At 66.9% G+C, this 13,726-nt stretch carries 14 protein-coding genes; 4 read left to right on the top strand and 10 right to left on the bottom strand.

What is annotated here, in order from left to right:
* Positions 1–100: 100 nt before the first annotated feature.
* Together OG394_RS19580 and OG394_RS19575 are read left to right on the top strand one after the other, a co-directional pair.
* Positions 101–601: a hypothetical protein gene (locus tag OG394_RS19580; protein WP_328988420.1), complete on the top strand. Its 501-nt coding sequence runs from the start codon at positions 101–103 to the stop codon at positions 599–601.
* Positions 602–737: 136 nt separating this feature from the next.
* Complete coding sequence (locus OG394_RS19575; RefSeq protein ID WP_328988419.1) at positions 738–1,184, top strand: hypothetical protein; 447 nt, start codon at positions 738–740, stop codon at positions 1,182–1,184.
* Between the two features lie 31 nt (positions 1,185–1,215).
* On the opposite strand, the gene OG394_RS19570 is transcribed toward OG394_RS19575, so the two are convergent.
* Positions 1,216–1,965, bottom strand: a complete 750-nt coding sequence (locus OG394_RS19570; RefSeq protein ID WP_328988418.1) for an SAM-dependent methyltransferase — start codon at positions 1,963–1,965, stop codon at positions 1,216–1,218.
* 203 nt (positions 1,966–2,168) lie between these two features.
* On the opposite strand from OG394_RS19570, the gene OG394_RS19565 reads away from it, so the two are divergent.
* Positions 2,169–3,425 carry a neutral zinc metallopeptidase gene (locus OG394_RS19565; protein WP_328988417.1) on the top strand — a complete coding sequence of 419 codons (1,257 nt, stop codon included), beginning with the start codon at positions 2,169–2,171 and terminating at the stop codon, positions 3,423–3,425.
* On the opposite strand, the gene OG394_RS19560 is transcribed toward OG394_RS19565, so the two are convergent.
* Positions 3,422–3,877, bottom strand: coding sequence for a GNAT family N-acetyltransferase (locus OG394_RS19560; RefSeq protein ID WP_328988416.1), 456 nt, complete (start codon positions 3,875–3,877; stop codon positions 3,422–3,424). The genes OG394_RS19565 and OG394_RS19560 overlap by 4 nt on opposite strands.
* Before the next feature lie 249 nt (positions 3,878–4,126).
* Between OG394_RS19560 and OG394_RS19555 the strand changes: the two genes are divergently transcribed.
* On the top strand, positions 4,127–4,981 hold the full coding sequence (locus OG394_RS19555; RefSeq protein WP_328988415.1) for a mechanosensitive ion channel family protein: 855 nt from the start codon (positions 4,127–4,129) through the stop codon (positions 4,979–4,981).
* Between the two features lie 60 nt (positions 4,982–5,041).
* Here the strand turns inward: OG394_RS19555 and OG394_RS19550 are convergent, their stop codons facing one another.
* The 8 genes from OG394_RS19550 to OG394_RS19515 all read right to left on the bottom strand — a co-directional run bounded on the left by OG394_RS19550 (position 5,042) and on the right by OG394_RS19515 (position 13,534).
* Positions 5,042–6,334, bottom strand: coding sequence for a hypothetical protein (locus OG394_RS19550; RefSeq protein WP_328988414.1), 1,293 nt, complete (start codon positions 6,332–6,334; stop codon positions 5,042–5,044).
* Positions 6,232–6,753, bottom strand: coding sequence for a hypothetical protein (locus OG394_RS19545; RefSeq protein ID WP_328988413.1), 522 nt, complete (start codon positions 6,751–6,753; stop codon positions 6,232–6,234). The genes OG394_RS19550 and OG394_RS19545 overlap by 103 nt, the downstream gene beginning before the upstream one ends.
* A 123-nt stretch (positions 6,754–6,876) precedes the next feature.
* The gene (locus OG394_RS19540) at positions 6,877–7,887 is read right to left on the bottom strand and encodes an N-acetylglucosamine kinase (protein WP_328996849.1); all 1,011 of its coding nucleotides are present in this window, start codon (positions 7,885–7,887) and stop codon (positions 6,877–6,879) included.
* A gap of 5 nt (positions 7,888–7,892) precedes the next feature.
* Positions 7,893–9,146, bottom strand: a complete 1,254-nt coding sequence (locus tag OG394_RS19535) for a 6-phospho-beta-glucosidase (RefSeq protein ID WP_328988412.1) — start codon at positions 9,144–9,146, stop codon at positions 7,893–7,895.
* Positions 9,143–9,973, bottom strand: a complete 831-nt coding sequence (locus OG394_RS19530) for a carbohydrate ABC transporter permease (protein ID WP_328988411.1) — start codon at positions 9,971–9,973, stop codon at positions 9,143–9,145. Before OG394_RS19530 ends, OG394_RS19535 begins: the two co-directional genes overlap by 4 nt.
* 1 nt (position 9,974) lies before the next feature.
* Positions 9,975–10,961 (bottom strand): carbohydrate ABC transporter permease, encoded by a 987-nt coding sequence (locus OG394_RS19525; RefSeq protein ID WP_328988410.1) that lies wholly within the window; start codon positions 10,959–10,961, stop codon positions 9,975–9,977.
* Positions 10,962–10,963: 2 nt separating this feature from the next.
* Complete coding sequence (locus OG394_RS19520; protein ID WP_328988409.1) at positions 10,964–12,295, bottom strand: ABC transporter substrate-binding protein; 1,332 nt, start codon at positions 12,293–12,295, stop codon at positions 10,964–10,966.
* A gap of 48 nt (positions 12,296–12,343) precedes the next feature.
* Complete coding sequence (locus OG394_RS19515; RefSeq protein WP_328988408.1) at positions 12,344–13,534, bottom strand: ROK family transcriptional regulator; 1,191 nt, start codon at positions 13,532–13,534, stop codon at positions 12,344–12,346.
* Between the last annotated feature and the right edge of the window lie 192 nt (positions 13,535–13,726).

The raw sequence follows: 13,726 nt of genomic DNA, 5'->3' as shown, positions 1-13,726 counted from the left end.
AAATGTGACCTGCCTCAGGGTAGCCAGGCCATAGCGGACAGCGATATAGCAGACGACAGGGCCCGGACTCTTCCGCCTGAGTCTGGAGAAGGTAGGCGACATGGACCTCGCTGAGCTCGTCCGAAGAAATCTCGGAGACAGAACCCTGGCGCAGCTCGCCGCCGATTGCGGAGGTGAGCCCGATCTCGCGGGGCTCAGACATCTGTCGGACCTGGCCGTGCTGCCCGCGCCCCGGACCATTCGGGGCCTGGCTCGCGGCCTGCGCGTCAGTGAGGGGACCGTTCTGCTCGCCGCCGGTGAAACCCTCGGCCTGGACATCGACGACGGTGTCGCGATCGACCTCGCCGGTCATCACCGCGAGCGCCAGATTCCGGTCGAGGCGTGGACGTCGCCGGAGATCTACATCGCCAAGCGGGAGTTGCGTTTCCACTGCGAAAACCTGGTCGCGGTGGACCGCCGGCTGGCGTCCGGAGAGCTCATCAACACGGCCGCGACACGGATGCTGCGCCAGCAATTGGCCGGTGAAGTGACCGCGGCGGAACGCAAGTTGAAATCGTTACTTGGAGCAATCAAGCGATCCCATTGCGTAACGAACTTGTGATGTAGGACACTTCGAGCAGAGAGTATTTTCCACCCCGATCAACCCCGCTTCCCGGGTCCCTGTCGTCCATCCCCTGCCCGGCATTCACCCGGTGGCCTGTCCGTCCACAGCAACCACGCAGGGGAACAGGTAAACGATGGAGAAACGGAGACGGAACCGGTGGTTCGACCGGGGCCTGCTGGCACTCGCCGGCATTGGGCTGACCGTCGACCTCACGCTTCCACAGTCAAGACTGGGCACGCTTGCCCTGCTGGTCGTCGCGATCTGGTGCGTCCGCCGGGTGCTGGTTCGCATCGACGAGACCTCGGAGCAGTTCGAGCAGGCGTTCCGGCTCGGTCAGGAGATCGAACAGCGCCGGATCGTGCTCGACCGTGAGCTCGCACCGGTGCGGGAACTCGTTCGGCACCAGGACGAACCGACGCCGGGCTCGGCCAGCTGCCGCAACGACCAGGTCGTCGATCTGACGGCCCGTACCGCCGAACTGACCACCCGAACAAGGCCGGGGGATGCCGAGCCGGGTACCGCGATCGTGATGGCGAGCGCGCGCGCCCGGCGCCGTAAACGCAACCACCGCCGCCCCTGAGTCCCGGCCGACCCCGCCAGCCGGCCGGGATTCACACCTTGCGAGCGGTGACCAGTGCGAAGCTCAGGTATTCGCCCTGATCCGCCGTCAGCATGGCGATCGTGCTCGATGGCTGACCCGTGTGCCCGGCGCAGACCTGGGACCACAACAGCCAGTCCTGCCAGCCCGATTCCTGCAGCCGAGCCGACGTGACGTCGACCAACTCCGTGATGGCCCACTGGAATCGCCACCAGTCGGCGGTGTGCCAGGCGATGGCCTCCCAGCCGACGCACTGCTTGATATGCGCGGGTATGTGCCCGAGCTCGCGGATCTCCGTTGTCATCGCCGGCGTCGCGATCCCCAATTGCCCGCCAGGCTTGAGGAATTTCGTCAGGTACGTGAGATAGCCGTCCGCCGTACCGAAGTATTCGTAGGCGTCGATGCAGACGATCGCGTCGAAGGTGCCGGCCGCGAACGGCAAGGCGTGCGCCTCGGCCTGGAGCGCGGTGACCTGGTCCGCGACGCCCTGGGCCTCGAACGTCGCGGCCGCCTCATCCGGCGAGACCCACAAATCGACGGCCCACACCTGTACGCCGTACTCGCGGGCGAGGAAGACCGAGGTGGCACCCTTGCCCGAGCCCAGGTCGAGCACCCGCATCCCGGGCCGCAGGTCGAGGTCCCGCGCGAGATCCTCCAGCAGCCACAGCGGATGCGGTCCCATGTCCGCGTCGATCAGCCACTGAGCGTCGTACGTCGAGGAGCGCGGGTATTCGGGCCGGTTCAAGTCTTCGAGTGAAGCCACCGGCCTACCCAAGCGCGGCGGACGGGCCGACCGCAATCGAGTTAGTCCAAATCGAGGCTGGTTGGTTGAGCTATCGAGACCGTAAGATCTGCCGGTGAGCCGTGTGAGGAAATCCGGTTCGCAGGCACAGCGGTGAGGGGATGACCTCTCGTCGGGCCGCCCACCCAGACCCGCGCGGGAGTGTAATGCCGGACAACGAGTCCATGCCGAAACCCGGTCACTTCCTGCCCGGTGGTGCGGGCGAGACCGCTGAGCCGACGACTCCCGTCAAGCCGATCTCTGCCGGCAAGTCGCCAAGTACAGAGCCTCTGAGAGTCAGTGGCAGCATTCAGCCGGTCAGCACGCCTAAGGCCGACATCAAGCCGCTGAGTACGTCGTCGGGTTCATTCGGTTGGGCCGGGACGCAGCAGCTTGGGAGCAGTACGGGCGGCCAGCCCGTCGGGGATGACGGTCTACGCCGTCAGAGCGTTGACGCGACTCAGCCGTTCCCACGGCCCGGTGCGCAGTACGGCGCGCATGAGCCGGTTATGCCGGCCAGGCGATTCTCTATCCCGATGATCGCGGTCTTCTCCGCACTGGCACTGGTAGCCCTCGCAGGCGGCGTTGTCGCGAGCATCCGCGTGGTTGACTCTATGGACAACGTCAGCAGTCCGTTGGTCAGCCCGTCGCTCCGGCCGAAGGAGGCGCCAGCGCCGGTGCCCGCGCCCCGGCCGACGGTGACGGTCACAGCGAAGACGGTGCCGGATTGGCAACGGGTAAAGGAGAACAAGCTCTACCAGGCCGGTCGGCTCGCCTCGATGGGCTGCCAGGAGCCTTCGGTCAAACCGACCACGAAACAGGCCGTGCTGAAGTACTACCAGCAGATGTTGCCGTGCCTGAACAAGTTCTGGGCGCCGGTCGTGCGCAAGGCCGGCTATCCGTTCCGGGCGCCGAAGCTCGTCGTCTACGACAACGGCAAGCCCAAGTCGGATTGCACCGGCGAGACCACCACCGCGTTCTACTGCGGCTCGGACGAGTCGATCAACATGCGGTGGCAGGACGACGTCAAGTCGTACAAGCAGGACCAGCTCTGGGCACGCGTCGACATGATGAGCACGATGGCCCATGAGTACGGGCATCACGTGCAGTTGCTGACCAACATCCTGATCTCGTCGGCGTCCCGCGAGGGCTGGGCCAAGACCGAGGCCGCCAAGCTCGAGGAGAACCGCCGGTTGGAGCTCCAGGCCTCCTGCCTCAGCGCGCTCTTCCTCGGCGCGAACAAGCAGTCGTTCGAGCTCACCGGACGGAAGCTGGCCGAGTGGGAGACCCTGAGCCGGCACAGCGGCGACGAGTACGACCCCAAGAAGGTCCGGGATCACGGCTCGAAGGCCAACCACTGGTACTGGGAGAGCGGTGCCTTCAAGAATCCGAACCCAGCCAAGTGCAACACCTTCGTCGCACCGGCCAAGCGTGTCTCCTAAACCAGCTGCAGCTTGAAACCCTCATGGCTGGCGGCGAAACCGAGCCGGTCGTAGAAGCGATGCGCGTCCAGGCGGGCCTTGTCCGAGGTGAGCTGGATGATGTGGCACTCGCGTCGCCGGGCCTCGTCGATCGACCACTCCATCAGGGTGGTGCCGAGGCCCAGGCCGCGGGCCGCCGCGCCGACCCGGACGCCCTCGACCAGGGCGCGTTTGGCGCCCTTGCGGGACATGCCCGGGATGATCGTCAGCTGTAGCGTGCCGACCAGTTCGCCGTCCCGTTCCGCGACCACCAGCACCTGGTTGCCGTCGGCATCGATATCGGCGAAGGCGCGCAGGTATGGCGCGAGGTCGCCGGGGGATTCGCGCAGGGCGCCGATCTCGTCCTCGGCGAGCATGGCGACGATGGCCGGTACGTCGGCAACGGTGGCGGGGCGGATCACGACATCGGTCATGGCGTCAGCCTCTCAAATCACCTGACCCGTCCCGAGTGCCGGGTCTGAGCGAGCGCTCAAGGCGGGCTTGAGCGCGCGCTCAACCGAAGTGCTTGCCTTTAGCAATGAGCTTGCGGAAGGTGACACGTTTGGGACTCAGGGTGACGGGCACGGGGCCAGCAGACACCACTGCACCCGCCCGTGGCCGGGGTCGCGTGATGTTGCTGTGCGCGGCGACGGCAGACGGGCCCATCCTGGAGAGGAAGCCCGATGTCGGCGTTAGCGATCGACTTCACCCAGCCCTTCGAAGATGCCTTCGGCAAGCTTTTGTCGTTCATCCCCAACCTGCTCGGCGGCATCGTCATTCTGGTCGTCGGCTATTTCGTCGCGAAGATTCTCGGCAACCTGATCGGCAGGCTGCTCGGCAAGGTCGGCTTCGACCACTGGATGGATCGGGCCGGCGTATCCGGCGTACTGCAGCGATCCGGTACCGGTCTGACGGCCTCGGCGATGCTCGGCAAGGTCGTCTTCTGGTTCGTGTTCCTGATCAGCTTCACGATGTTCGCCTCGGCGCTCGGCGTGCCGGAGATCTCGGCCTTCATGAGCACGATGCTCGGCTACATCCCGCGCATCTTCGCCGCGATCGTGATCATCTGCCTGGCCGCGTTGTTCGCGAACTTCCTGGCCGCGGTGATCCGTGGCGCGACGGGTAACGAGACCCTGGCCAAGGTCGGCCGGTACGCGGTCCTGATCTACGCCGCCTTCGCCGCGCTGACCCAGCTCGGTATCGCGGTCCAGCTGACCGGTAACACGCTGCTGATCGTGCTCGCCGGCGCGGCCCTCGCGATGGGTCTTGCGTTCGGCCTCGGTGGTCGCGAGATGGCGGCCCAGGCCCTGCAGCGCCTGTTCGAGCGCGGCGTAACGTCCACCGGCCCGACCACGTCGGCCAACAACGGCACAACGCCCGCAACTGGCACGCAGACCGCCAACGGCCCGTACGCCGGAAGTGGTCAGACCCCGCCGGCCCAGACCAACGAGCCGCACCCCGCGTCGTACGGCGCGACCAACTGGTCCGGACAGCCCGGCCAAGGCGACAACGGCTGGTCCAGCAACCCGCCCCGGTAACACCTCATACCGGTGGGCGTAATCCCTAGCGGGGATTACGCCCACCGCCGTACGCCGGACTCAGCGGGCGGTGAGGTAGAACGGCGCGGTGAAGGTGGCGGCGATACCGCGACCCGCTGTCGTACCAGCGGGAACGTAGTACCGGTAGGCGACCGTGCCCTTGGTGCCCGTCGTCATCTTGTAGTTGGCCTTGCCGTAGCTCATGGGCACGTACTTGACGCCCACCCAGCCCGTGGCCTGCCGCCGCTGCAGCAGCGCGGTACCGCTGAGGTAAGGCTGGACCACCAACTGCGCCACCGTCGCCGCGCCACGATTGATCACCGGCTGCGAGAACTTCGCCGTCACCACGCGATACCCGGTCGTGGTCGTCACCGGCGCGCTCGACGTGCCGAACCAGACCTGGTTGCCGGTCGTCTCGGGCCCTGTGACCACGACGCGGTACTGGCGAGTGCCCGGGCTTCGCACCTCGAGCCGGAAGTCCTTGGTCGGCTCCCAGAACGTCGCTGCGGTCCACGGGCTCGTGGCGTTATTCCTGGCCTGGAGCACGACGGTTCGCCGCTGGCCGGCGTCGCTGATCTGGCCGGTGACCACAGTTGGCAGGCCGTAGGTGACCCGGGTCGGAATGGTGGCCGTCAACGCGGTGGCGTGGACATAGACATCGGCACCGGGCTGGCCGATGAACCACTCGTTGACCGAGAGTACGTAGAAGCTATAGCCGGGTGCGATGCCGCTGACGGTGATCTCGGTGGACGTCGACGGCTGGCGCAACGCCACTGATGGCGCCGAACCGCGCCGGTACATCGGCTGGAACCGCGGTGGCTCCGGTCGGTCGAGCGGGTCACCGGGGTTGCTGTCCCGCGGGATGGCAACGCCCGCACGCCACTTGACCCGCAGGGTGTTCGCGCCGGAGGCCTGGAACGAATCGAGAACCGGGTAGCCGGCGTCCAAGGTGTCGAACTGAGGCGAGATGGCGACCGCGCTGGTCGAACCCGCCTCGGTGCCGACCGTTACGCCGACCTCCAGGTCGTCGCCATGGCCGTATCTGCTGACGTACTCCTTGGGCAGATCGAGCTGGTTGGGCGCGTCCGCCGGGACGTAGTGGACATACTTCTCAGTTGGATTGCCCGGGACGCGGAGGAAGACCCGGTTCGGGCGCGGGCTGTCCTCCTGCCAGGTGACGCGGACGTGGTTGAAGGCGGTCCGATCCCCCTGTGGATAAAGGGATTCGGACCGCCGTACGTCGGGCCGGGTCAGGCGTCGGGGCCGGAGCGGCGGACGTCTTCTACTTTGGCCATGGCTTCGCGGAGGTCGGCCAGCCAGGTTTCGCTGTGCTGGGCGACGAGTTTGACGCACCAGGCCAGGGCGTCGCTGCGGGAACGGGCCACGCCCGCGTCGACGAGGGTGTCGAGGACCTGGCGCTCGGGCTGGCGTAACCGGGTCATCACCGGTGACGACAGTGAGGTGAACACCGTGCGGGTATCGCCTGAGACGACTCCCCAGGCGACCTTGCGCCGGGTGGCGTGCTCGAGCTCGCGGGCGATCTCGATCCGCCGCTCGCGGGTGTCCTCACGGAACTGCTTGATGCGCCCGGCCTCGGCCGCGGCCCGGGTCGCCTCGGTGACCTCGCCCTCCAGGGTGGGGGCGGGAATCTTGCCGACCACGAGGATCTCGTCGCGGTCGATGGTGATCTCTGGCTCGCCGTCGAACCAGTCGGCGGGAAGGCGGCCACTCAGCCAGCCGCGCACTCGCTCCGAACTCTCATCTGTACTCATGTAATCATGATTACACCCTTACCCAAACGCACGCCAGAGGGTACGAAAAAGCGCCCGGAGTAGCGACGGGCTGGGACCGCTACTCCGGGCGCCGGCGGCCTCAGGGAAGGCCGGGCACAACAGCTACGCGTAGGCCGCGCGCAAGGTCGTGTGAGCGGTTCGGTCGGCTCCAGTGCGGTCCAGCCCGAGCAACGCGGCACCGACAACCGGAGGTACGGCGACCACCCGCGGGACGGCCTTAGGCGCCTCGATGGAAAGAAGCGCCTCGATCGTGTCCATCAGCTGCCGGTGGCCGGAGGTGAGCACGCCACCACCCAGTACGACGTCAGCCGGCTCGTCCAGCAGGTCCAACCGGCGAAGCGCCACGACCGCCATGGCGACGATCTCTTCCGCCTGCCGACGTACGACCGCCGACGCCACCTCGTCACCAGCCGCCGCCACCTGGAACAGCAACGGCGTGGCCTCAAGCCGCCGACTTAAAGGGATATCACCAAGATGCAACGCCTCGATCAACGCCTGCACGGAGTCCACCCCAAAATGCGCGGGCAATACCGAGGTCAACGCCGTCGCGGGCCCACGACCGTCGTCAGCCCGAGCGGCTGCGGAGTACGCCTCGTCGGCGAGTTGCTGGCCGCCACCCCAGTCGCCCGAGATCCGGCCGACGGCGGCGAACCGGGCCGTGCGGCCGTTCGGCAGCAGGCCCGCGCAGTTGATCCCCGCGCCGCAGACGACCGCTACCCCGCGGGGTTCGTCTACGCCGGCGCGCAGCAGCGCGAAGGTGTCGTTGGCGACGTGGACCTCGTCGGCCCAGGCGTGTGAGCGGAAGGCCTCGGCCAGCCGTTCTTCCTCGATCGGCAGATCGGCATTCGCCAGGCAGGCCGAGATCTGCTGCACCAGTACGCCGTTCGCCGGGTCGAGGCCCGCGGCCGCGGCGGCGGCTTCCACCAGTGGCGCGAGGGCCGCCACGGCCGCGGCCGCACCGACGATATGCGGCTCGAACCCGCCACCTCGCGCCGTACCGAGGACAGTGCCGTCAGCGCCGACCAGGGCCACGTCGGTCTTGCTGTTGCCGGCGTCGAAGGCCAGCACCCCGCCCGGGACGAGCGGGGTTGGGCTGGTTCGCGCCGCCACCATCGCCGTCACGCCCAGGCCAGGTGATCGCGGTTGTTCGCGAGCAGGCGGTCGGTCAGTCCGTTCGCATACTCGATCTGGCCGACCAGCGGGTGCGCGAGCAGTGCCGCGAAGACCCGGTCGGCACCGCCGTGGATGGCGGCCTCGAGGGCCAGGTTCTCGTACGCCGTCACGCTCGCCACGAGTCCGGCGTACAGCGGCTCGAGCGGTCGCACCGGCAGCGGCGTCGTACCGCGGGCGTCCACGGTGGCGGGCACCTCGATCACGGCGTCGTCCGGGAGGAACGGCAGCGTGCCGTTGTTCCGGGTGTTGACGACCTGGACGTCACCGGTGTCGTTGAGCAGGGACGACGCCAGCGCGACGGCCGCCTCGGAGTAGAACGCGCCGCCCCGCTTGCTGAGCAGTTCGGGCTTCTCGTCCAGCGCCGGATCGGCGTACATGTCGAGCAGTTCCTTCTCGATCGCGGCCACCTCGGCAGCGCGGGAGGGTTTCGCCTTCAGCTCGCGGACGACCTCGTCGTGGGCGTAGAAGTAGCGCAGGTAGTACGACGGAACGACGCCGAGCTGGAGGATGACCTCGCGCGGCAGGCCGATCTCGTCCGCGAGCTCCTGAGCGTGTTCGGCCAGCAGCTTGGGCAGCACCTCCTCGCCGTCGACGCGAACGCCGCGCTCCCAGGTCAGGTGGTTGAGCCCGACGTGGTCGAGCGAGACGCGCTCGTGCGAAACGCCCAGCATGGCGGCGAACTTGCGCTGGAAGCCGATCGCCACGTTGCACAGGCCGACCGCCTTGTGGCCCTCCTGCAGCAGCGCGCGGGTGACGATACCGACCGGGTTGGTGAAGTCGATGATCCACGCGTCCGGGTTGGACGCGCGCACCTTCTCGGCGATGTCGAGGACGACGGGCACCGTGCGTAGCGCCTTCGCGAGGCCGCCGGCGCCGGTGGTCTCCTGGCCGACACAACCGCATTCGAGCGGCCAGGTCTCGTCCCGATTGCGGGCCGCCTGCCCGCCGACGCGCAGCTGCAGCAGTACGGCGTCCGCGCCGTCGATACCCGCCTCGACGTCCGACGTGGTGGTGATCTTGCCGGGATGGCCTTGTTTGGCGAAGATGCGGCCGGCCAGACCGCCGACCAGCTCGAGCCGATCGGCGGCCGGATCGACCAGCACCAGTTCGTCGACCGGCAGTGAGTCGCGCAGCCGGGCGAATCCGTCTATGAGTTCAGGCGTGTACGTCGAACCGCCGCCTACGACTGTGAGTTTCAACCTTTGACCCCTGTGAGTGTGACGCCTTCGATGAAGGCCTTTTGGGCGAAGAAGAACAGGATGATCACCGGAGCCATCACCAGCACGGTCGCTGCCATCGTGAGGTTCCAGTTGGTGTGATGGGCGCTCTTGAACGACTCGAGGCCGTAGCTGAGCGTCCACGCCGCGGGGTTGTCGCTGGCGTAGATCTGCGGGCCGAAGTAGTCGTTCCAGCAGTAGAAGAACTGGAACAACGCCACGGCGGAGATGGCGGGTTTCGCCATCGGCATGATCACTCGGATCATCGCTTTGAAGTCATTGCAGCCGTCGATCTTGGCCGCTTCGACGTACTCCTTGGGGATGGAGACGAGGAACTGGCGCAGCAGGAAGATCGTGAACGCCTCGCCGAAGGCCATCGGGATGATCAGCGGCCACAGCGTTCCGGACATGCCGAGTTGCTGGGTCCAGAACAGGTACATCGGCACGATCACGACCTGCGGCGGCAGCATCATGGTCGCGATCACAATCATCAGCGCGAGACTCCGGCCACGGAACTTGAACTTGGCCAGGGCATAGGCGACCGGGATGCTCGACGTGACCGCGAGAAGGGTTCCGACGACGGCGTAGAACAGGCTGTTCTTCCACCAGGTCAGGAAGCCGGGGGTGTTCAGTACGTCGATCAGGTTGTGCCACTGGAACGGCTTCGGCCACAGGTCCCGGGTGAGGGCCTGCTGGTCGCTCATCAGGGCGGTCAGGAAGACGAAGACGAACGGCAGTACGAAGAAGAGCGCGGCCGCGATGCCGAGCGAGTGCACGGCGACCCAGTGCAGGGTTTCCTTGCGGCGCATGTCAGTCCTCCGCCGAGAGCAGGCCACCGCGGCGGCGCATCAGCAGCCCGGTGAAGATCATCGAGAGTACGAACAGGACCAGCGCGACCACCGACGCGGAGCCGATGTCGAACCGCTGGAATCCGAGGTTGTAGACCAGCTGGGGCAAGGTCAATGTCGACTTGTCGGGATAGCCCGGTTCGAATTGTTGCCCTGAGCCCCCAATCACACCGCTGGCGACTTTGCCGGCGACGAGTGGCTGGGTGTAGTACTGCATCGCCTGGATGATGCCGGTGACAACGGCGAACATGATGATCGGCGAGATGTTCGGCAGCGTGATGTGCTGGAATCGCCGCAACGGGCCGGCGCCGTCCAGCTCGGATGCTTCGTACTGCTCCTTGGGCACGTCGAGCAGCGAGGCCATGAAGATGACCATCAGGTCACCGATACCCCAGATCGCCAGCAGGGTAAGGGCCGGCTTCGACCAGGTCGGGTCGTTGAACCAGCCTGGCTGAGGTAGTCCGAGAGCGCCGAGGATGTTGTTCACCGGGCCCGTGCCGGGGTTGAGCAGGAAGGCGAACGACATCGTCGCGGCCACCGGCGGCGCCAGGTAGGGCAGGTAGAACGCGGTCCGGAACAGGCCCGCGCCGGTCTTGATCTTCGTGATCAGCAGGCCGATGCCCAGACCGAAGGCGACGCGCAGGGTGACCATGATCAGGACCAGCCAGACCGTGTTCTCCATGGCGGGCCAGAAGTTCGGGAAGTCGGTGAACACGTACTTCCAGTTACGCAGGCCCACCAGTGTCGGCGGGGTGTAGCCGTCGTACTTCACGAACGAGAAGTAGATCGTCGAGAACAACGGGTACAGGAAGAACAGGCCGACACCGAGCAGCCAGGGCGACAGGAAGGCCAGGTTGCGCAGCGTCTCGCGCCGCCGCTTCCGGCGCAGGGAGCCCTGCGCCGGAGCGGCGATTCGAACGGCCTCGTCAGTGGCCGGGAAAGAGGTCATCGTCACTTGGCCTGGGCGATGTCTTTGTCGATCTGCTCATCGGCCTTCTTCAGCGCCGCCGGCAGGTCGGTGATCTTGCCGGACTCGTACTGGTAGCCGAGGTCCTGCAGGGTGACCAGGTAGGCGCCGCCGTTCACGCTGGCGGGCGCGCTGTTGCTGTCCTTGTGCTGGGCGATGCCGATGAAGACGTCCATGATCGGGTCGTCGGCCAGCTTCGGCGACTTCAGCGCCTCGAACGTCGAGGGCACGTTGTGGATCGCGTTGGAGAAGTTGACGACGGCGTCGGTGTCCGTGGTCAGGTACTTGGTCAGCTCCCAGGCGGCGTTCTTCTTCTCGCTCTTGTTGGAGATACCGATGATCGTGCCCGAGAGGTAGCCCTTGCCGTAGCTGTCTTCCTGGTCGTCCGGCACGGGCACCGGTGCGACGCCGAGCTCGAACTTGATCCCCGCGTCCTTGGCCATGCCCGCGCGCCATTCACCGTCGAAGGTCATCGCGACCTGGCCGGTGTGGAACGGGTTCTTCGCACCCCACTCGTCGCCGAAGGTGGTGCGGTACTTCTCCAGCTTGGCGAAACCGCCGAGCGCGTCGACGAGCTTCTTCTGGCCCTGGTACGCCTTGACGAAGTTCGGGTCCTTCGAAGCGTTGGACTTGCCCTGCTCGTCGAAGTACTTCAGACCCCACAGGGCGCCGTACTGGCTCGTGGTCACCTCGTAGCCGTGGTAGTTCGGCATGAAGCCCAGCTGGCTGAAGGTGTCGCCCTTGGGCTTGGTGAGCTTCTTGGCGACGGCCTCGAACTCGGACAGCGTCTTCGGGGGATTGGCGATCCCTGCGGCCTTGAAGGCGTCCTTGTTGTAGTACAGGCCGTACGCGTCGTTCAGCAGCGGCAGTGCGCAGCGCTTGCCCTCGAACTGGGTGTAGTCCAGGACCGGCTTCGGGAACGTCTCTTCCAGGTTGATCGCGGACTTCTCGATGAACGGCTTCAGGTCGGTGAAGACGTTCGAGGAGCAGAAGGCGCCCACATTGGTGGTGGTGAACGACGAGACGACGTCCGGGGAGCTGGGGCCACCGGTGCGCAGGGCCTGCTTGATCTTGTCGTCGTTGATGTTGCCGACGACCTTGACCTTGATGTTGGGGAACTTGGCCTGGAAGTTCTTGATGCTGGCCTCGATCCCCTTCACTTCGCTCGGCGCGCTCCAACCGTGCCAGAAGAGGATCTCGACGTTCTTCGCGGAGGGGTCGTCACTGGCCGTGGTGCCGGCGGGTGTGCCGGTGCAGGCGGTGCCGAACAGCGCGATCGCCGCGGCAGCCGCGACTGCTCTGTGAACTCGGGGCATTTCCGGTCTCCTGATCTTGTGCTGGGACTTCTACAAGGGATTGCGTGCTCACTCGGCGGCAGGTGTTCCGGCGGTGTCGAAGACCTCGTCGCGGGTGGTGCTCAGAGCCGACTGCAACGCACCGGTGAGCACGGGATCGTCCGTGACAGCGGTGAGCAACAGCCGGGGTCTTGGTACTGCGAGTTCGGCCAGTTCCTCTTGGATCAGGCCGCGTAAGCGCTCCCCGCCCGCAGTGATGACACCGCCGGCCAGGACGATCAGTTCGGGGTCTACGACCGCGACGATGGCGGCCAGCCCGACGGCCAGCCGATGGGCGAACTCGGAGAGCACCGAGTCGCCCGGACCCCGCAAGTGCAGGGCCTGGGTGATGGCGTCCTCCGCGGTCGTCGCGCGCAGGCCGTGGTCGTGGGCCAGCGCCAGGATCGGCTCGGCGCCGGCGAGTTCCTGGAAACCGCCCGCGTTGTTGCGGCCGACGTTGCGCACCAGCGGAGTGCCGGGCAGGGGGAGGAAGGCGACTTCACCGGCACCGCCGGTGGCGCCGCGGTGGAGCCGTCCACCGATCACCACCGCGGCGCCGATTCCCTCCTCGCCCCAGAGGAGGACGAAGTTGCCGGAGTCGCGGGCATGCCCGATGCGCTGCTCGGCGACGGCGGCGAGGTTGACGTCGTTCTCGACCTCGAGCGGTACGCCGATCGCGGCCGCGAGATCTTCCAGCAGGCGCGGGCTGTGCCAGCCGGGCAGGTGGGTCGCGTAGCGCAGCCGCCCGGTCGTCGGGTCGAACCCGCCGGGCGTGCCGATCACGACCCGGCGCAGCTGATCCTCGGCCAGGCCGGCTTCGCCGAGTGCGCCATGAATGGCCTTCACCACTCGCTCGACCGTGCCGCGGGCGTTGCGACCGGGCGTCGGCAGTTCGAACCGGCCGACGACCGTGCCGCGTAGATCGGCGATGGCGGCCAGGATCCGGGCCGGGTTGACGTCGAGCGCGGCCACATGGGCGATGCCGGCGTTGATCTCGTACAGCTGGGCGTTCGGGCCGGGGCGGCCGGCGCTGGTGCCGCTGAGGCGGACCAGGCCGACGGTCTCGAGGCGGCCGAGCAGTTGGGAGGCGGTCGGCTTGGACAGCCCGGTCAGGGTGCCGAGGGCGGTGCGGGACAGCGGGCCCTGTTCGAGCAGGAGGTCGAGCGCGGCGCGATCGTTCATCGCTCGCAGCAGGCGGGGCGTACCCGGTGTGCCGGCCATCTTCGCCCCCTCTCAGGTGCCGCTCGGTGGAACTGTTAGGAAAGTTTCCTATTGATGGGTAGGACGGTAAAGGCGACCACCGGCAGGTGTCAATGACTGAACCTTTGGCCAGCGAGCGGTCCCCCTTTACTTTTTGTCCGCGGGTGGTCGCATCTGGTCCGGGGAGGTGGCTGCCTGGTGGGGCGCCGCGCG

The sequence above is a fragment of the Kribbella sp. NBC_01245 genome (genome assembly GCF_036226525.1).
GTDB lineage: Bacteria > Actinomycetota > Actinomycetes > Propionibacteriales > Kribbellaceae > Kribbella.
This window is presented reverse-complemented; position numbering and strand designations above follow the sequence as displayed.